Origin of the sequence: Paenibacillus enshidis (genome assembly GCF_042136365.1) — a bacterium.
GTDB classification, from domain to species: Bacteria; Bacillota; Bacilli; order Paenibacillales; family Paenibacillaceae; genus Paenibacillus; species Paenibacillus enshidis.
Genome location: NZ_JBHHMI010000003.1, coordinates 34,167 through 52,093, shown reverse-complemented (window position 1 = coordinate 52,093; position 17,927 = coordinate 34,167). Strand labels below are relative to the sequence as shown.

The following is a 17,927-nucleotide window of genomic DNA, read 5'->3' as shown; positions in this document are numbered from 1 at the left end:
GCTCCATTTATTCCTATTATTATAGTAGGATTTAGAATTATTATAGCGTTTTGTGATTCAGATTGCTACATCCAATTGCCCTCCACTCACTTTGTACAGACACTTTTAACTAAAATGGATAAAAGTATACACCCACTCCTTCAATCCAGACCAAACCCATCCGAATAATCCTGAAAAAGGGCGAATTAGGCCCGTATCCAGCCTATAAATGAAAATAATCTATTTTATCAGCTATAACTAATTATCATTTTGGAAAAAAGATGCTATGATGGGGACAAGAATAACGAGGTGAGCCAACATGCAATCAAGCACCATGTCAAAACTATCGCTTTTATCGGAACTGTTCTGGATTTTCTTCAAAATCGGGCCTGCCACCTTTGGCGGCGGATATGCGATGATCTCACTGATTGAACGGGAATTTGTGGATAAAAAGAAGTGGATTGAAAGCCAGGAAATGAACGACCTGATGTCTTTGGCAGGTTCAGCTCCAGGGGGTGTGGGCGTAAACGCTGCCGCATTTTTGGGCTACAGAATGGGCAAGGTGCCGGGGGCGATCGCTGCAACGCTGGGTATAACGCTTCCCACCTTCATCATCGTGTTTGCGCTCAGCGCATTTTATTCCTTATTCCAGCATGAACCGAAAGTACAGGCCGCCTTTAAAGGCATTCATGGCGCCATTATCGGCCTGATCGCGGTGGCCGCCTACAAAATGGGCAAAAGCGCTTTGTTCGACCGGACCACCGTTGTCGTGGCCGTTTGTACCCTGATTGTGCTTCTTCTGACTGGCATAAACCCGACGATCATGATTCTGATAGGGCTCGGGATCGGCGTTGTCATCGTGCGTGTGAAAAAGCTGCTTGGACTCTCTGTCCGAACCGAAAAAGAGTACCACGACCAACCACAGCCAGTTATCGAATACTATATTTAGGAGTGGTCTCTATGCTGTTCTGGCAATTATTTATTTCCTTTTTGAAGATCGGCTTTCTTTCTTTTGGCGGCGGTTATGCCATTCTGCCGATGATCCAGTTTGAAGTGGAGAAATACCATTGGCTTTCCACAGAAGAATTCCAGCGCATCGTTTCGCTGGCCGGCATGTCGCCCGGACCGATTGCAACCAACAGTGCAACATTGATCGGTTATAATACGGCAGGCTTGCCAGGAGCCATTGTCGCCACCACCGGCATGGTTCTTCCCAGTCTTATTGTGGTCATCTTGATTGCGGCATTTTTCTTTAAAATCCATTCCTACCCGTGGGTGAAATCTTCATTTTATGGGCTGCGGCCGATCATCACCGGGCTGATCGTGTATGCAGCCATCCACTTCGGATTTTCCGGCAGCTCGGAGGCCATCTTTCATTGGACGACCTTTGCCACGCTGCTCATCGGAGTGCTGGCTTTTGTAGCCATTACCAAATATAAAATTCATCCCCTTACAGTTATCGCAGGCTCGGCCGTTATGGGTATTGTCATATTTTAAGGCGACCCCTCCCTCTTAAGCCGGGGAAAGATCGCCTTTTCATTTAAATCTCTGCGATTGCTGAGGAATTGCTAATGTTCAAATCGAGCTTCAGCTTTTTGCCGGAGGTAAACTCGAATTGCAAACCGGATTGACCAACAGGCAGGCTCTGCAGGAAAGCTGGCAAAAGCACATAGGTTAAGCTATTTTCAACGATATAGTCCTCACCCTCGGTCAAGCTGGATAACACGTTTCCTTCTGTACCGATATACCGGATCGTTTTAAGCACATCGTTATTCAAATAGACATCAACTGTCACCGAATTGCTCGGATCGTTAATCCTGGATTCGTTTAAATCATAGGCTGCATGATCGATAGACAGCGCAGGATTCGTTTCCTCCCCGCTTCCGCCATCGTTATACACCTGAATTTCCGTCATGGTCGGCGTCCAGTACTCTGTCTCTTTCTGTTTCGTAATTAATAAGCGGAGCTTGCCGCTGGTCACCTTGCCGAAATCATCCAGCGTCACATCATGCCCCATACCATCTGTTACAGCTTTAAACGTCTCCCATTGCTGCAGCTCATCGTTATATTTTTGCAGCTCGTATTCCTGGATTCTCGGATTCGTCGCTCCGTCCGTATATTCATCCAGGTAGATTTCATCAAACGTAGTCTGCTCACCGAAATCGATCGTAATGATAATCGGGTAACCGTCCGTCATATCGTCCGGATCGGCGCTGGCCCAACGAGTGGTTGTGTCGCCATCCACCAACTTATCTGCTTCCAGACCGGGTCTGGGGTGCGTATAGTTGGCCGTAATGCTTTTGTTCAGAGCCAAATTCACACGATCGGATTGGCCCTCTTCTTCAATCGGGTTGTTATCTACCGGATTTTCCACTTTTTCGCCGATTTTGCTTTCATGAATGCCGATATCTATGCTGTCACCGTAATAGAGATGTGTGTCAAAAAAGTCCTCATCTCCCACATGCGGGTTGTAGCGTCCGGCATCAATTAACGGCGAGTTCTCCTGCAATTGAAAATTGGAAGCCGAATCCACGATATTGATGACACCGTTATTCTTTTTGTATTGTGCCGGATCTTCAACAAACATCGGATCTCCGAAGACGGCATTTGCATCCTCCGGCTGCTGCTCCGAGTAAACTCCGCCTGCTTCGTAATACGCATTATTCGAGAATACGGCTTTGTCCAAGGCGTTATCTCTTCTGTACCATTTGGTTGGTGTCGTTTCCGACATATTATAGAAAATATTGTTCATGAAATAGACCTTATCCTTGAACACTTCATCATGGAACCAGTCCATTTTTTCAGCATCATATACAAACACATTGTTTAGGATATAAGTAGGAGAATAGTTCGTGGACAGCATGTTTTTGACGAGCACACCGTTATCGTTGACACTCAAATTATAGCGGGCAATGGAATTGGAGCTGTTGCCCATATACGCCATCCAGCCGGCTGCATTGTCGTGGGAGTAATTATATTGGTAGGTGACATTAAAATTCGTGTATTCCAGGTCCCATGGCGTTCCGTCATACTCCCCGTAGGGTCCGCCGTAAACCTCGTTATACTGCATGACCGAATCCGCCCCGGCCCACAGGTACAGTCCGCAGGAAACGGCGTTATATCTTTGCAAATATCCGTTGACTTCATTAAATTCCACGATCATGTCTTTCGTATTGGCCAATTGAATCGCGCCCTGGCCGATGTCCTCGGCATAGTTATGGGCGATATAGACATTACGGCTGTACAAATCGCGGGTTTTCACCCAAAGCTGCTCCCAGCCCTCATGATATTTCCCTGTTTCATCATATTCACCGGCACTGCTGTCACGGTCATAAAACCAGTTAAAGGCAAACTGGATCGCATGCAGCTCGGTTTTGTAGAAACGGTTATTCTCGATCTTGACGTCCTGGAAGTAATAAGCGCTTTTGTCATATGCCTTATAGCTTTTCTCACCGAACACCTGAAACACGATGCCGCCGTAATGAATTTTTTGCCAGTCTGTCGGTCCGTCAATATCATGAACATACAAGTTGCTGATGCGGAAATAGTCCATGATCTTGTCGTCGTTCCCCCCCAGCAGGTCTGCATTAATCGTAATGGAAACGCCGTCACGCACAACCGATCGGGTCTTCGCAGAAACATTGATATCCGTATTAAAATCATCATCATTCGAAAGCTCCAGATTGTGAATCTCCCAATACTGCTGATTTCGCAGGACAACCGCCCCTGTTAATCCGACCAGATTTTTATTCTTTACAAAATCACTGCCATTCCACTTGACAGGGTTCTCAACCTTTCCGTTTGTGGCGATATACGGCTTTCCAAGCTGAGCATCGCCATACATATCAATGGTGATCGGTTTCCCGGGCGCGCCCGAGCCTTTGGGCCATAACTGCTCGTCATTCCAGGTTTCACCGGCTTTCAGCAGAATTCGGTCGCCTGGAGAAAACGTGGTATGGTTCACTTTGCCCAGCGTTTTCCACGGTGTGCCAACAGATTTGCCGACATTGGCATCATTGCCGTTGGTAGCATCGATATAATAATCGGTGCCGCCGTATGGATTGGGCAGATTTCCGTTTAGAGTTGCTGCTTTACTGGACTCAGCAGCAGGAGCGGCGAAAACAGCAAAGGGAAGCAACGAAACGAACAATGACAAGAAAATCATGAAAAAACAGCTTCTTCTTATTGTTGACATGATCCAACCTCCATCAGGAAATGTCTCGCACCTGGACTGCTTTTACTAGCCTGTAATTGTGACCGAGGACAGCTTTTTTTCATCCACCTTGACGGGCATTGATTTTCGATAGCTATCCGTATATTCATCCAGCTTTTCTTCCAACAGCTGCTGCGTAATTTGGTAACGGTACTCGTTTAACGCTTTTTGTTCATCAAACAAAATGTCGTCCAGCCGATATACCGTCAAACCCTGGCGGGTTTCCATTGGCGATGTCATGTCACCGGCAGCCAAATCCTTCAGCTTCATCAGCAGCTCGTAATCAAACGGATTCTGATAGGAAACGCTTTCTTCTGTCAATACCTCTTCGGATGCCTGTACATCACTGAATTTACTGCGAATTTCAGCAAAACCGGCTTTGTTCGATATCAGTTGATTAATTTCAGCTTGTACTGCAGCTTTGTTTTCCTGTGCAACAGGAATGGACAGTTTGGTCAGCTTGTAGCTTGTGCCTTTAACCGCCCAATCCGTTTTATTCGCCTGAAAATAGGCTTCGACTTCCCCCCTTTCAAGATATAAAGGATCGCTTTCACTGTCGCTTAAAGCTGTTTTTAATGCGGTTTTCAAAGAACTGAGTACGTGGGAATAATACGGTTCAGCCGCAAAATTCAGCAGTCCATACACGATTTCCCCACTGGCCGCAGCTGCTTTCCGGTTTTGGTTGTCCTTCTCCATTGCTTTCAGAAAAGCGGAATAATCTACATAGTCGACCAGATGCTCTTCCTTTGCGAGAATAAAGATGGTTTTGTCCCGCTGGATTTCTGCCAGCGCTTTTTCCTGCAGCTCGCGCAACGGCTTCCTGCCGTCAAACTCCTTGTCCCAATCGTTTTTCCTCAGTGTGATGCCGTATTGGGTTTGGAATTCGTTTTGCACTTGAGCCTGCAGCCTTTTCATGTGAAAAGAAAGCTCTGCAGCTGTGATTTCATATGGACCGATGGAGGCTACCCGGTTCGCCTTGGGGATTGAAAGAAATGCTGTCAGAGAAAGAACACATAACGCCAACAAAACGGAAATCACAACGACACGCCGGTTTCTTTTATTTGCCGTTTGTTTTCGCATATTTAATCCTCTAATTTCACAAGATTGATATGGGCCAAGGTAGGAAAACCCCTGAATTTCTTAAACACAATTTTCACCCGATCTGCGCGCATGTGCGGAACGCTGACGATTTTCTTGTAGCCAATAACGGTTCCTTCCGCGATCCTGCTCCATTCCCTGTGATCAGCAGTCCATACCTCAAACGCTTCGACCCGCTGCCCCTGTAAAATCTGTTCCTGCAGAATAACGGTGTTTAGCTCAATCGTCTCGGGCAATATCACTTGAATCCAGGGCTCCCGGTCATCCTCAGCTGGCTGCCAATAACCTTCCAGCCTGCCATTGGTCAGCTCATTCATTGATTCCGGCTGATGCTTGGAGCTGGATGCGGTTAATGTGACATTTTGTACAAGGAAGTTGTTCTGCAGCTGAGTGATTCTGCTGCCCAGCCTTGTTAGCACCTCCTGATCCTGTTGTACGATTACCCCTTCCTTGTCAGGAGGGACATTCAACAGAAAGGTCGCATTGCCGCCGACGGCATTCAAGTAGATATCAAATAATTCGCGGTCGCTTCTGACCTTGCTATCCTCTTCTTCATGGTAAAACCAGCCTGGACGAATCGAGGTATTTACTTCTGCGGGATACCAGACCCATTCTCCGCGATAATCGGCCATAACCTCCCGGCTGCCCAGGTCTTCTTCCATCGAGTTCAGCGAGCGCGAAAATTGACCGTTATCCGCCTGTTGGGATTTTTCAGCGACTTTCTCTGCATCCTGCAAAAGCTTGGGGACAACGCTCCATTCTTCTTTTCTGGTATGCCCGGCTTCATTGCCAACCCAGCGGATATCCGGGCCACAGACGCTGATGACACACTGCGGCTGCAGGCGGTGGATCGTTTCATAATAGCGGTCCCAGTCGTAGTACTGCTTTTTGCCGTTAAGGCCTTCACCATTGGCGCCATCCAGCCATACACAACCGATTTCTCCGTAATTCGTCAGCAGCTCTGTCAGCTGATTCACATAGAAATCATCATATTTCCTGCCTTCACCGTAGCTGCCCTCCGTCCGGTCCCAGGGCGAGAGATACACACCAAATTTCAGGCCCTGTTGGTGGCATGCCTCCGCAAGGTCTTTTACGAGATCTCCCCTGCCATTCTTCCATGGCGTCTGAGCAACCGTATGCTGTGAATAACGGCTAGGCCACAGGCAAAATCCATCATGATGCTTGCAGGTTAGTATCATCGCTTTCATGCCCGCAGTCTTAAATACCTTTGCCCATTCGGCTGCATCCAGCTTTTCCGGGTTAAAGAGGGAGAGGTCTTCATGCCCCAAGCCCCACTCGCGGTTCGTCATCGTATTGATGCCAAAATGGATGAAACCATAGAATTCAAGCCTCTGCCATTCATATTGCCTGCGAGACGGTGTAATGTTGAATATTTGTTCCATATTCATTTAGGCTGCACTCCTTTCTCTTAGCCAAGATCAGGCTGGCTCGTCAGTTCAACGGATAGGCTGGAGGTGCCGTGCAATTCGAAGACATCCAGCACATTGTCGCCTTTCTGCAGCAGCGGTGCGGGGATATACAAAGTGCGGGTGGGGCCGGCATTCCAATAGCGGCCGAGCATAAAACCATTTACATATACAACGCCTTTCGTCCAGCCGTCCGTGCGCACGAAAGTATCCGCCGGTTCGTCCACATGGAATATACCACGGTAAAATGCGGGGCCAATTCCAACTGAACTTTCGGTTTCAGCTTCAGCCCCAACTTCCGAAAACGTCAATGGGTCGAGCTTGTCGAGCGGCAGCGGGTGGATCGTCCAGTCATACAAAAATGGATTGCCAAGCCGTACCCCTTCCGTGATGCCTTTTGGGTCCCAGAGCAGCGGTCCATAGTTAATCCGTCCCATATTTTCGACGAGGATATCCAGCTTCAATCCCTCTGCAGGTACATCGAGCGGCAGGGGCTGCGGATTCCAGCGTTCAACTGTCCCTATATGCACTCCGTTTGCAAATACAAGCGCCCGGTCCCGCACTTCCTGCAGTACCAGTTCCATGCCTGTACGCGGACCGGTAATGAAAGTGGAGTAGAGAATAAACCCGTAGGCCTGGCCCAATTTCTCCATTGGTTCAGGGCAGGCTGTGCGGATCGGGGAAGAGAGCCGGTCCAATTGACTGAACAGCTCCGCACGCTTGTCAAGGCGTACGGTTCCATATGCCCGTTTGGGAAGCGGTGGCAGAAGCTCCGGTGCGGGCAAACCAAGACGCCGCTGCAAAACATCCCGCACTGCATAAAATTTCTCCGTCGGCTCGCCGTCTTCACTAAGCAGCGCGTCGTAATCGTAGCTGGATACCGTAGGCTCATAACGCTGAATATGATTGGCCCCATTCATAAAACCAAAATTCGTCCCGCCATGAAACATGTAGAAGTTAACAGACGCGCCCATTTCCAGCATGTCTTCCAGTTCGGCGGTTATTTCAGCCGCCGGCCGGACTTGATGCGGCTCCATCCAGTGGTCAAACCAGCCGTTCCAGAATTCCATGCACATGAGCGGACCAGCAGGCCGGTATTCGCGTAGCTTGGAGAACGCATCTTTCGCACGGGAGCCAAAATTAACGGTGGCCAGCACACCTTCGACCGCACCTCCCTGCAGCATGTGATCCTCCGGCCCGTCCGAGGTGAACAGCAGCACGTCCATGCCCCGGCTGCGCATCGCGTTGCGGATGTATTCAAGATATGTCTTGTCATTGCCATAGCTGCCGTATTCATTCTCGATCTGCATGGCAATGACAGGCCCGCCGTTCGTGCACAGAAGCGGTCGCAGCCTCGGCAGCAGTTCGTCGTAGTAGGCGTCCACCTTGGCCAAATATGCCTGGTCGAAGCAGCGCAGCCGCATGTTACGGTCAGCCAGGAGCCAGGCCGGCAGACCGCCGAATTCCCATTCCGCGCATATATATGGGCTGGGCCGTACGATCACATGCAGACCCAGCGAACCCGCTAGGCGGATAAAGCTTTCCACATCGGCCATGCCGTCGAACCTGAAGCGGCCCTCCTCCGGCTCATGCACGTTCCAGGCAATATAGGTTTCCACCGTATTCAAGCCGCATGCCAGCAGCTTCAGCAGCCGATCCCGCCAATATTCCGGCACGATACGGAAATAGTGTACCGCGCCGGACAAGATCTGAAGCGGTTGTCCTCCATACACAAACTGGTCTCCACGGATTTCGAGCACCGGCATTATTTTGCACCCCGTTTCTGTAGCAGCATTAAATTCCTCAACCCTTGACGCCCCCAAGCATCATGCCGTCCGTAAGCCTTTTCTGGAGCAGTGTATAAATGACGACCGTCGGTACAAGCACGATGACGAGTCCTGCAAACAGAGAACCCCAATCCGTGGCATACTGTTGAATTTGCATAAGATTGGCAAGACCGATGGGAATCGTCTTCTTCGCATCATCCGTAATGAGCGTGAGCGCCAGCACATATTCATTCCAGAAATCAAAGAAGCTGAAGACGATCAGCGTTACGAGCGCCGGGCGTGTCATCGGCATAATAATCCGGAACAAAGTGCTGAAATACCCGCACCCGTCAATCATCGCCGCTTCCTCGAAATCATGCGGGATCGACTTCATAAACCCGATCAACAGGTATACGGAAAACGGCAGGCTGCCTGTAGCATAAACGGCGCTCAGCCAAAACCGGTTGTCAAGCATATTCAGATTGTTCATCAAAATAAACAAGGGCACGATAATGTACACACCGCCAATGAACAATCCCGCCATATAGACATTGGTGATGAAGCCCCGCCCCCGGAACGCCATCCGGCCAAGCACATAAGCGGTAGGCACGGCCATGACAAGCAGGAACAACATGGAAATGATGACGACAAGTACGGAATTCAGCATATAATCGCCCATGCGTGCTGTTGTGAATGCACGGACATAATTGTCCCAATTGAGCGACGCCGGGAGCGTCCACGGACTTTCCATCACTTCCTCATTCGTTTTAAAGGAAGCGAGCACATTCCAGAGCAGGGGATAAACTACCACGAGTGACTGTACGATCAGAAAAACACGCAGCAATAAACGCCCGGCAAAGCCAAGAGAGCGGCCCGCCGCAGAGAACAGCCCTGGCATCTAATTCACCCTCCTCTCGGTCAATCTGTTGCTGATCAGCGCCAGCAGCAGGGACAGCACAAAAATGACGACACCGATTGCCATCGCATAACCGAAGTTCGAATTCGTAAACGCCTGACCGTATAAGTAGGTCATCACAACCTCCGAGTGGCGGTCCGGACCGCCTGCCGTCATGATCGACACAACGACAAAGGAAATGGTCAGCACCCCGTTGATGCTGAATACGATAGTGACGCGGATAATTTCCCACAGCATCGGCACGGTAATGTTCCGGAATTGCTGGATGGGGGTGGCTCCGTCCATGCTGGCCGCCTCGTACAATTCGGGTGAAATCCCGTCAATGCCCGCCATATACATCACCATGTAATAGCCGGCCGCCTGCCAGACAAGCGTAACCGCCAGCGCCCACAATACTGTCCGCTGATCGCCCAGCCAAGCCATAGCCCAATCGCTCAGCCCCATGAGCTCAAGACCGGAGTTGACAAAACCAATCGTCGGGTGGTAGATGAACGACCAAAGTATCGCAATGACGACAAAGGAGAGTACGCTGGGAAAGAAAAACAGCGTCCGGTATAACCCGCGTTCCTTCAGCTTGGACCGGGTCAATATCGAAGCATTGATAAGCGCAATCAAAATCGTTAAGACAGGCACAACAAGCATCAGGAAGCCCGTGTTGCGCAGCGAAAGCAGGAAGACGTCATCATGGAACAGATCCGTGAAGTTTTTGAGACCGATAAACTTGGGCTCATCACCGATCCCCGTCCATAGAAACAGCGATTTTTCAAACACTTGAATCGTCGGGTACACTTTAAACAGACCGAAGATCGCCAGGCCTGGAATGAGACAGGCTGCGATAAACAGTCGCCTTCTTATTCTCATATTCATGATTGGTTCATCCTTTGCCTCATGACTCCGTGCCGCTTTGTGCTAGCTCAGCTTGAATGTCGGTATAGATCTCAACCATTTTGCTGCTGTATTGCTCCAGTGTCATCTGCTTGTTCATCAGCGAGGAAATCGGCGAGTACACTTCTTCGCTCGGATTATATTTGCTGCCCTTCGCTACCGGCTTGAAGGTTCCGGCTACGGCCATCATACCGTTATCCACCGCTTTGTACACATTGTAGGTCGTCTCGGACAGGCTGCTTTTCGCCAAATCCGGCGCTCCCTTGACGGCCATGACCGCTTTTGATTTCTCCGCGTTCAGCTGCACGCTTTTATCCGTGTATACATATTTCAGAAATTCCTTTGCCAGCTCCGGATTTTTCGCCTTCGCCGGAATGACCATCTGTTCGACGTTGGTCAAAGCCAGTACAGGGTCGCCGGATTGGAATGCCGGTACACCGAGGAAGCCAAATTGGAAGCCGTCTTCCCGTGGCGCATCCTTCATCTCGTCTTCAAACCACGTGCCGTTCGGAATGAACATGGCCTGCCCCTGCATGAACGCCGTCTGCGCCTGGGTATGATTGAGCGCGACCGTTCCTTTCATGAGCGCATTATCCTCACTTGCAATCCGTTCAAGGTTGCCCCAGACGGTGGTGAACGCTTCACTTTTCCAGAATTCAGGATCGTAGTTGAAAAATTGGTCCAGCGCTTCCTGACCGCCTACGCTGTAAATCGCAGGCACGATCATTTCCTCCAGATAACCGGGATACAAGCCCTGGTAGGTGAAAAGCGCACGATTATTCTCCTTCGCGGCAGCGTTCAGTTGGAACCATTCGTCCCAGGTCGCCGGTGCTTTAATGCCCTTCCCGTCAAACAATGCTTTGTTATACCAAAGTCCCATCACACCATAGTTGAATGGCGCAAGATAAATTTTGCCGTCACCGTAAGGCGAAATGGACGGTGATTCAAGCACGCCAGGCAAAATTTTCTCCTTCAAGGCTTCCCCGCCTTCTGCGGCCGGTTCGTTAAACAACTCTGTCAAATCCAGCAGCGCATGATCTTTAATCAGACCGTCCAGGATTGGCGTGTTATCACTTCCGGATATGTACATGAAATCAGGCGGATTTCCGGCTACAATTTTCGGCCGTACGATATCGGCGATCTTCGGGCTTGCCGTGATGTTTATTTTGGTGCCCGGATGATCGGCCATAAAGCTTTCCGCTATGCCATCCCAATACTCGCGGCCGTAGCCGCCCTGGAACACGGCGACTTCCAGCTCCATATTTTCAAAGGGCTGCCCTTCTCCGGCAGCGCCATTTGGTTCAGAGCCTCCATTGCTGCTTGTGCCGCAGCCGGCAAGCATTGAAGCAGCCAGCACCGAAGCCCCTATGGCCTTCAACCATTTCCTTTTTCTCACTCATACATCCCCCCCTGATTGATGTTTGGTAAAGATTACTGCGATTATAGCAACGGCAGTGGGCCCGCAAAATAAACAAAAAGCATGAAGTTTATGGATTATTCCATAAAACAACATGCTATGTCATACCAAATCTTAAAATTGTACAGTTTCTTCTTAAAATCATCCAGCTGTGCTTTGTACATGTAACATGGAGTTGTCAGTCACGGTTGCTTTACTTTTTTGGGCGAAATGCCAAAACGTTTCTTGAATAGCCGGTTAAAATAGAACGGATCGTGAATCCCGACCTCCAGCGACGCTTGCTTTACCAGATACCGGCCTGAAGCGAGCAGCTCGTACGCTTTTTCCATCCGTATCTCATTCAGTTGGGATACCATGCTTCGCCCCGTTTCAGCCTTGAACAGCTGGCATAGATAAGGCTCCGACAAGCCGACATGCGCGGCAACACCCGCAATTGACACACGATCCGCATAATGCGCTTCAAGATAAAGCAGCGCCTCGCGCACCTCTTCCCGCAGCAGGGGGGACGATGTCATATCCTTGTCCGCAAGCACAGCCATCTCAGCGGCCAATTCGCTGACAGCCTGCTTCAGCTCCTGATCTGCCCCCGCGTCCTCCACACGCTCGAGCCACGGCGAAGTGTTCAGCTCTTCCCGGCAGCGGAGCTCCGCTGCATTCACCGCGCTCCAGATGCCGCCATTCAGCGCACGCTTTAGCGCAAAAGGATGCAGCCGGCAAGCCGCAGCGGCATCCATAAGCCGGTAAGCTGCATAAGCCCAGCCCTCAATATCCGCCTGCGCCGGACCCGGAGCGGTGTCGTGCAGCAGTGCTTCCGCTTTGCGGAACTCCTCATTTCCACCGGTTGCGGCCGGCCGGTCAGATGCAAGTGCCGCTTCTCTATATGCCTTATAGAACAACAAAGGCTCTGCTCCCCGCAGCCGGTGCAGTTCATTTACCAGCTCATCCCGGTTTGAAGCCGGAGCTGCATACACGGCATGGATGGATGCCCCATGATACATGGCTGCCAGACTGATAAGACGGTCTGCTGATTCACGGGGGTCTATTGCAGACGCCCCTTCAGGATAGGCAACAGCAAGGAAATAGCGAAGTTCCGCAGTCTGTACCGCATACGCCCAGCTGCTGCCCGTGAACAGGGCCGAGGCAAGCGTTTCCAAAGATTGATCCAGGTCTCTCACCGGCTGCTGCTCTTTAGGCACTCGGACAATAAACGGGTAGATACGCAACCCCTCCCCAAGGAAGCAGGCCATCCCTTCCTCCCGGCTATTGCCTCTATACACCCTGCTTGCAAGGGTCTCCGCCTCCCTATCCAACGCGGCAAGCGATGCACGTATCGCTCTGGCATCATTTTGCAGCGCCCCAGAGATCAGACCTGGTGCTTCAACCATTCGCTTGGGTTGTCCCGACCGCCGTTTATCCAGCCTGTCTTTCATTTCGCCAAGCACTTTCATAAAGTTTTCGGTTTTGAGCGTCAGCTTTAATAAATAGTCATAAGCGCCCTGCTTTAATGCCTCTCTGACCAGCTCGAAATCGTTATAATTGCTCAGAACCAGCGTTTCTCCATCAAAGCCTTCGGCCTTCATCTGTTTAATCAGTTCAATGCCGTCCATTTCAGGCATCTTAATATCTGTAATCACAATATCCGCGCCTGTGCGGTTCAGCATTTCTATCGCATTTTTCCCATTCGATGCGGCGCCGGCATATGCAAACCCGCTGTCGTCCCAATGAATTAATGATTTTACCGCCTGCCGTACAATGATTTCATCATCGATGATGAGTACTTTATACACATGCCCGACCTTCTTTCATCGTAATGGGTAGTGAAATCTCCGTCTGTGTTCCGCTTCCGACCTCGCTCTTTACCCTCAGGCCATAAGGAGAGCCAAAATGCAGCCGAATCCGCTCATCCACGTTGGAAATGCCGATCCCCGACAGCTTGCTGGACGACCGGTTCATGACCCGATCTTCCATGATGTCGAAGCCTTTGCCGTTATCCGCAATCCGGATACGCATGTCAGAGCCTTCCCGCTTAGCGCTAACACGGATATCAACCCGACGGCCATCTTCCCCGCCGCCATGCAGAATGGAGTTCTCGACAATTGGCTGTAATATAAATTTGGGCACAAGGCAGTCATGGATCTCCCTGTCGATATCGCAGTCAAGCGTAAACGAATCCCCGTACCGGATACGTTGGATCGTCGCATAGTGCTGCAAATTTTCGATTTCTTTTTCCAGAGGAATAAGCTCATCTGTCACCAGAATCGTGTTGCGCAGCAGCTCGGATAATGATTCAAGACCCTGCGTAACCGTGGTGTGGCCGCTGAGCATCGCGCTCCATTTCAACGAATTGAGCGTGTTGAACATAAAATGCGGATTAATTTGCGCCTGCAGCATTTTGAGCTCCGCCTCCCGCTTGGCCTGCTGCTCGAACTGCACCTGATAGATCAGTTTTTTTAGCTGCTCAACCATGCCGTTAATCGTTTCGGTCAGATTGTCCATTTCATCGGCATAAGACGTGCTGATGGTCGTTTCCAGCTTGCCCATGCGAATACGCTTGGCGTACTGCAGCAGATTGCGCATCGGGGAATGGATGCTGAAATAAATCCACATTGCGAGCAGACCGGACAACAAGAGGGTAATAAAGCAAAAAAACACGATGCTTCCGCGCATGGCTGTCAGCTCCGACACCAGAAAGGAATACGGAACAAGCCCGATCAGATACCAGTCTGCCGCCCGAATATATGAGCTTATAACGAGCATTTTCCCGCCATCAACGTCTGCATAAAAAGGCTGCAGCCCCTCCTGCAATTCCTGGGATCGGATCGGGTCAAACACGGTTTGTTTGGCAAAGAATGAGCCTTGTTGAATGCCCTGCGCCACAGAGGAGACGATCATGCCATTCGCATCCGAAATATAAATGCGGCTTCCTTCCCCGAGATCGACAAAACGATAAATGTTCCTGGAGAAGACCTTTTCATCGATCAAAATGATTAAATAGCCCAACTGGCGGTTCAAATTGTGCTCCGAGTAAATTTTGCGGCTCAGCGCTATCCTGTTCGAGCCACGGTCTGTACGGAGATAAGTCCAATATGCATTTCCGGGCGATTCATTAACGGCCTTGAGCATGTCCGGCAAATTTTTAGAATAGGAGTCATAACCAAGATCAAAAAAGGCCTCCCCGCTATTCGTGAGCACAAGTACACTTGCCATGTTGCTGATCCGAAAAATTTGCTCGCCAAGCTCGTCACTGAGCCGCTTCTGCATTGCGTTTTTCTCGTAATCTGTCATCTCTGCGTACTTCGGCAGGTTGGTCTGAATCGCCGTGTTCATGATAATCGTTTCGCTTAACGTTTCGTATTGCTCAAGCTCACGGGAAGCATTCTGGGTGAGCTCATCAAGGATTTGCGTTGAGGAGGCGCTGATTTTTTCCGAAATGGCGGCTTCATACTTCATATTCGAAAACAAAGCCACGATGACAACAGGCAGCAGCGAAGTGATTAGAAAAGCGACCAGCAGCCTGTTTTTAATGGAAAGCCGCCGCAGGGCAAACAGAGGGTTCGATCTGAACGGAACGCGATATCTCCGGAGCATGAGGGTTCACCTTTTCCGTCTCAAATATTTTTCTTAAACGTTATTTATACAATAAAACTATATTTGTAAAATTTCTTATCCACCTGCATGACCGGAAAGCTCTCCGGCAGGGCCTTAAGGGGTATTTCCTCAAACCCGTTTTTCTCATAAAATCTGTGGGCCGCCGTAAACTGCAAAGTCGTTCCGAGGTAGATTTCATTGATGCGCTTTTCCTTCGCCCAGGCTTTGGCATGATTCAGCAGCAGACTCGCCGTATCAAAAGCCTTTCCTCTGTATTCCTGCGCCACAAACATTTTTCTTAAGGCTGCCTGACGATTATCTATATCTAGCAGTGCCACCGTACCTACCACATTGTCACCATACAGGGCGACCCAGAAATTCCCTGCTCCATTTTGATAAAAGCCCTCTATGTTCAACAGATCAGGCTGGTCCTCCCTCGTGATGGGGATATGATATTCATTTTGCTGGATATTCAGGATCAGGTCCACAATTTGGGATTGATGCTCGCTGGTATATTCTTTTATCATGATGCTTTCCGTCATTTTATCTCCCCCTGCCTTTAGTTTATCGTAATCTTCTTTCAGCATGCTCATGACAATCTCGTCGGTGTATTGATCGTTAAAGAGCAAAGATTGTCTTAAGACTCCTTCTTTTTTAAATCCGGCCTTCTCATAGGCTTTGACACCGCGTACATTATGAGAGAACACCTCCAACTGCAGCCGGTTCAGCTTCAGCTTCTCAAAGGAAAACTCAACCGCCAGTCGCACCGCTTCCGTTCCATATCCCTTGTTAAAATAGAGCTTGTTATGCAAAGCAATTCTGAAGAAAGCCTTGCGATTAGCCGAGTCGATGTCCAATATCGACAGATCGCCTATGATTGTATCGTCGTTTACTAAGCAGATGGCGAAATCATGCCTGGTCTCATCCTTGGTGATCCGCTCAAAATGCTCATACAGCTGCTCCATGGTAAAGGTCTTTTTTGTCCCCGTCATGCAGCGAATTTCTTCATCACAGACGGCTTCATAAAAGCTGGCCATATCTTCTTTTCTGATCGGCCTCAAATATACTGTTTTTCCCCTCATCGTAAACAGCTCCTAACAACTTCTTCAATTCTGCGCTCATAACAAGTATTCTACGTAACGCACGACAAACCTTTCTCTCTGCTCACAGGAGCCTTCCATGTTTCATTTGAAAAATCCAGGATTTCCCGTTACACTTCAGGTTAGATCAGATGAGAACTTCCTTTAGGTGTCCCCCTGTTCTCCTCTAAATTAGAGGAGGTGTGTTTGTTATGAGTATTTTGTCAACGTTTGACCCCGCTCCCCATGTACGCAATCTAAAGCAAATGGATGTAACAAAAGCAAATCAAGCCATTTTAAAGAAAATGGATTATAAAAAAGGAGCGTTATTTTCCAACGGGTATGAATATCCCGGCGGTATTCACGTTGGGATATTGGCTTTATAGCTCCGCCGCTGGAGCTGAGGGCACAAGCAAATACATTTCGCAATGCGGCTGAGAATGAGAGAGGAAACATTTTATTAGAGGCCATTCAGTCATTCAAGGTCGGCGATTTATTCGAGGTTGTCCCCTCCCATACGCTATTTGAAACGTGCTCCAGCCTGCCGTCCCAAATATCTTCGCGCTTGCAAAGTATTAATCCGAGTCCATACGGGTTCGTAAGGTGGAGACATGCCCGATTTCGGGTACGATTAAACGTGGTGAAAATGCAATTGAAGATGCCGACCGCATCAAAGAGCTATTAAATTCAGCCAAAGATGAATCCGAGCTGACGATGTGCACCGATGTCGACCGAAATGAAATCACGAGTTTGCGAGCCTGGTTCCGTCAACGTGATTGGCAGAAGGCAAATTGAAATGTATTCCCACCTCATTCATACCGTGGATCAGTTGGCTATTTCGCTTTTAACGGGGACTTGAACACAGGGCTGACTTTACGAACGATTCGCATTAAAGAAGGGGTTGCGCAAATTCGCGTTGGGGCAACGCTGCTATATGATTCGATACCGGAAGCCGAAGAGCAGGAAACGCTCACCAAAGCGGCGGCCCTTGTGCAAGCTGTGCGCGAATCCAATACACCGGAAAAGGGAAAGGTTAACCGGATTCTGGCCCGCAATATGCTGACAAAGAAAACCTTCGATATGGTCGTGCTTTCACCTGGCCCTGGTCGGCCATCCCAATTTGCTTTAAACGAGACCATTGCCCTTTGTCTTGAAAAGCAAATCCCGATCTTCGGGGTATGTTTGGGCTTGCAAGGCATTGTTGAATATTTTGGGGGAAGTCTGGATATTCTGGATTATCCGCAGCACGGCAAATCTTCTTTAATCAGGACGGACGAAGCAAGCTCACTGTGGGATGGGTTGCCTTGAGAATTCCATGTCGGCCGCTATCATTCCTTATATGCGAAGGAAGTACCGGACTGCTTACATGTCAATGCTGTCTCAGTAGACGGAGTAGTGATGGGGATCGAGCATAAAACCTTGCCGATCAGCGCAGTACAATTCCACCCTGAATCGATCGCATCCTTGCGCGGGGAAGCAGGTTTGAAATTAATTGAGTGTCCGGTCAATTCGTCGAACGTCTTCAATTTCCACTCCATGGACTGCACTCCCTTGTAATC

At 49.5% G+C, this 17,927-nt stretch carries 14 protein-coding genes and 2 pseudogenes; 5 read left to right on the top strand and 11 right to left on the bottom strand.

The genetic code is table 11. The annotated features are described in order from the left end of the window. Positions 1–298: 298 nt before the first annotated feature. Both ACE41H_RS04690 and ACE41H_RS04685 read left to right on the top strand, forming a co-directional pair. The gene (locus ACE41H_RS04690) at positions 299–928 is read left to right on the top strand and encodes a chromate transporter (protein ID WP_375353649.1); all 630 of its coding nucleotides are present in this window, start codon (positions 299–301) and stop codon (positions 926–928) included. A gap of 11 nt (positions 929–939) precedes the next feature. Beyond that, on the top strand, positions 940–1,476 hold the full coding sequence (locus ACE41H_RS04685) for a chromate transporter (protein ID WP_375353648.1): 537 nt from the start codon (positions 940–942) through the stop codon (positions 1,474–1,476). A 43-nt stretch (positions 1,477–1,519) separates the two neighbouring features. Here ACE41H_RS04685 and ACE41H_RS04680 read toward each other — a convergent pair whose 3' ends face one another. The 11 genes and pseudogenes from ACE41H_RS04680 to ACE41H_RS04630 all read right to left on the bottom strand — a co-directional run. Continuing rightward, complete coding sequence (locus ACE41H_RS04680) at positions 1,520–4,174, bottom strand: discoidin domain-containing protein (protein ID WP_375353647.1); 2,655 nt, start codon at positions 4,172–4,174, stop codon at positions 1,520–1,522. 45 nt (positions 4,175–4,219) lie between these two features. After that, on the bottom strand, positions 4,220–5,272 hold the full coding sequence (locus tag ACE41H_RS04675; protein WP_375353646.1) for a peptidyl-prolyl cis-trans isomerase: 1,053 nt from the start codon (positions 5,270–5,272) through the stop codon (positions 4,220–4,222). Between the two features lie 2 nt (positions 5,273–5,274). Next, complete coding sequence (locus tag ACE41H_RS04670) at positions 5,275–6,699, bottom strand: alpha-L-fucosidase (RefSeq protein WP_375353645.1); 1,425 nt, start codon at positions 6,697–6,699, stop codon at positions 5,275–5,277. A 20-nt stretch (positions 6,700–6,719) separates the two neighbouring features. After that, the gene (locus ACE41H_RS04665; RefSeq protein ID WP_375353644.1) at positions 6,720–8,483 is read right to left on the bottom strand and encodes a glycoside hydrolase family 35 protein; all 1,764 of its coding nucleotides are present in this window, start codon (positions 8,481–8,483) and stop codon (positions 6,720–6,722) included. Between the two features lie 37 nt (positions 8,484–8,520). Beyond that, positions 8,521–9,381: a carbohydrate ABC transporter permease gene (locus ACE41H_RS04660; RefSeq protein WP_375353643.1), complete on the bottom strand. Its 861-nt coding sequence runs from the start codon at positions 9,379–9,381 to the stop codon at positions 8,521–8,523. Next, complete coding sequence (locus ACE41H_RS04655) at positions 9,382–10,266, bottom strand: carbohydrate ABC transporter permease (RefSeq protein ID WP_375353642.1); 885 nt, start codon at positions 10,264–10,266, stop codon at positions 9,382–9,384. It lies immediately after the preceding gene. 19 nt (positions 10,267–10,285) lie between these two features. Continuing rightward, positions 10,286–11,680, bottom strand: a complete 1,395-nt coding sequence (locus ACE41H_RS04650) for a carbohydrate ABC transporter substrate-binding protein (RefSeq protein ID WP_375353641.1) — start codon at positions 11,678–11,680, stop codon at positions 10,286–10,288. Positions 11,681–11,883: 203 nt separating this feature from the next. Beyond that, a complete protein-coding gene (locus ACE41H_RS04645; RefSeq protein WP_375353640.1) occupies positions 11,884–13,488 on the bottom strand; it encodes a response regulator in 1,605 nt (534 codons plus the stop codon). After that, complete coding sequence (locus tag ACE41H_RS04640; protein WP_375353639.1) at positions 13,481–15,289, bottom strand: sensor histidine kinase; 1,809 nt, start codon at positions 15,287–15,289, stop codon at positions 13,481–13,483. The genes ACE41H_RS04645 and ACE41H_RS04640 overlap by 8 nt, the downstream gene beginning before the upstream one ends. A 44-nt stretch (positions 15,290–15,333) precedes the next feature. Further along, positions 15,334–15,831, bottom strand: coding sequence for a GNAT family N-acetyltransferase (locus tag ACE41H_RS04635; protein ID WP_375354016.1), 498 nt, complete (start codon positions 15,829–15,831; stop codon positions 15,334–15,336). Positions 15,832–15,849: 18 nt separating this feature from the next. Next, positions 15,850–16,371: pseudogene (locus ACE41H_RS04630) on the bottom strand (GNAT family N-acetyltransferase); the annotation flags it as partial. Between the two features lie 209 nt (positions 16,372–16,580). Between ACE41H_RS04630 and ACE41H_RS04625 the strand changes: the two are divergent. From ACE41H_RS04625 to ACE41H_RS04615, 3 genes and pseudogenes are all read left to right on the top strand, one after another. Then, entirely contained in the window at positions 16,581–16,754 is a 174-nt protein-coding gene (locus ACE41H_RS04625) for a hypothetical protein (RefSeq protein ID WP_375353638.1), read from the top strand. Positions 16,755–16,971: 217 nt separating this feature from the next. Next, positions 16,972–17,163, top strand: coding sequence for a chorismate-binding protein (locus tag ACE41H_RS04620; RefSeq protein ID WP_375353637.1), 192 nt, complete (start codon positions 16,972–16,974; stop codon positions 17,161–17,163). A gap of 60 nt (positions 17,164–17,223) precedes the next feature. After that, positions 17,224–17,925 (top strand): annotated as a pseudogene (locus tag ACE41H_RS04615) (glutamine amidotransferase-related protein). Positions 17,926–17,927 lie beyond the last annotated feature (2 nt).

Bases quoted from the DNA above. Each gene is read 5' to 3' on its own strand.
- ACE41H_RS04690 (WP_375353649.1), top strand. From the start codon at position 299: ATGCAATCAAGCACCATGTCAAAACTATCGCTTTTATCGGAACTGTTC.
- ACE41H_RS04685 (WP_375353648.1), top strand. From the start codon at position 940: ATGCTGTTCTGGCAATTATTTATTTCCTTTTTGAAGATCGGCTTTCTT.
- ACE41H_RS04680 (WP_375353647.1), bottom strand. From the start codon at position 4,174: ATGTCAACAATAAGAAGAAGCTGTTTTTTCATGATTTTCTTGTCATTG.
- ACE41H_RS04675 (WP_375353646.1), bottom strand. From the start codon at position 5,272: ATGCGAAAACAAACGGCAAATAAAAGAAACCGGCGTGTCGTTGTGATT.
- ACE41H_RS04670 (WP_375353645.1), bottom strand. From the start codon at position 6,699: ATGAATATGGAACAAATATTCAACATTACACCGTCTCGCAGGCAATAT.
- ACE41H_RS04665 (WP_375353644.1), bottom strand. From the start codon at position 8,483: ATGCCGGTGCTCGAAATCCGTGGAGACCAGTTTGTGTATGGAGGACAA.
- ACE41H_RS04660 (WP_375353643.1), bottom strand. From the start codon at position 9,381: ATGCCAGGGCTGTTCTCTGCGGCGGGCCGCTCTCTTGGCTTTGCCGGG.
- ACE41H_RS04655 (WP_375353642.1), bottom strand. From the start codon at position 10,266: ATGAATATGAGAATAAGAAGGCGACTGTTTATCGCAGCCTGTCTCATT.
- ACE41H_RS04640 (WP_375353639.1), bottom strand. From the start codon at position 15,289: ATGCTCCGGAGATATCGCGTTCCGTTCAGATCGAACCCTCTGTTTGCC.
- ACE41H_RS04635 (WP_375354016.1), bottom strand. From the start codon at position 15,831: ATGACGGAAAGCATCATGATAAAAGAATATACCAGCGAGCATCAATCC.
- ACE41H_RS04625 (WP_375353638.1), top strand. From the start codon at position 16,581: ATGAGTATTTTGTCAACGTTTGACCCCGCTCCCCATGTACGCAATCTA.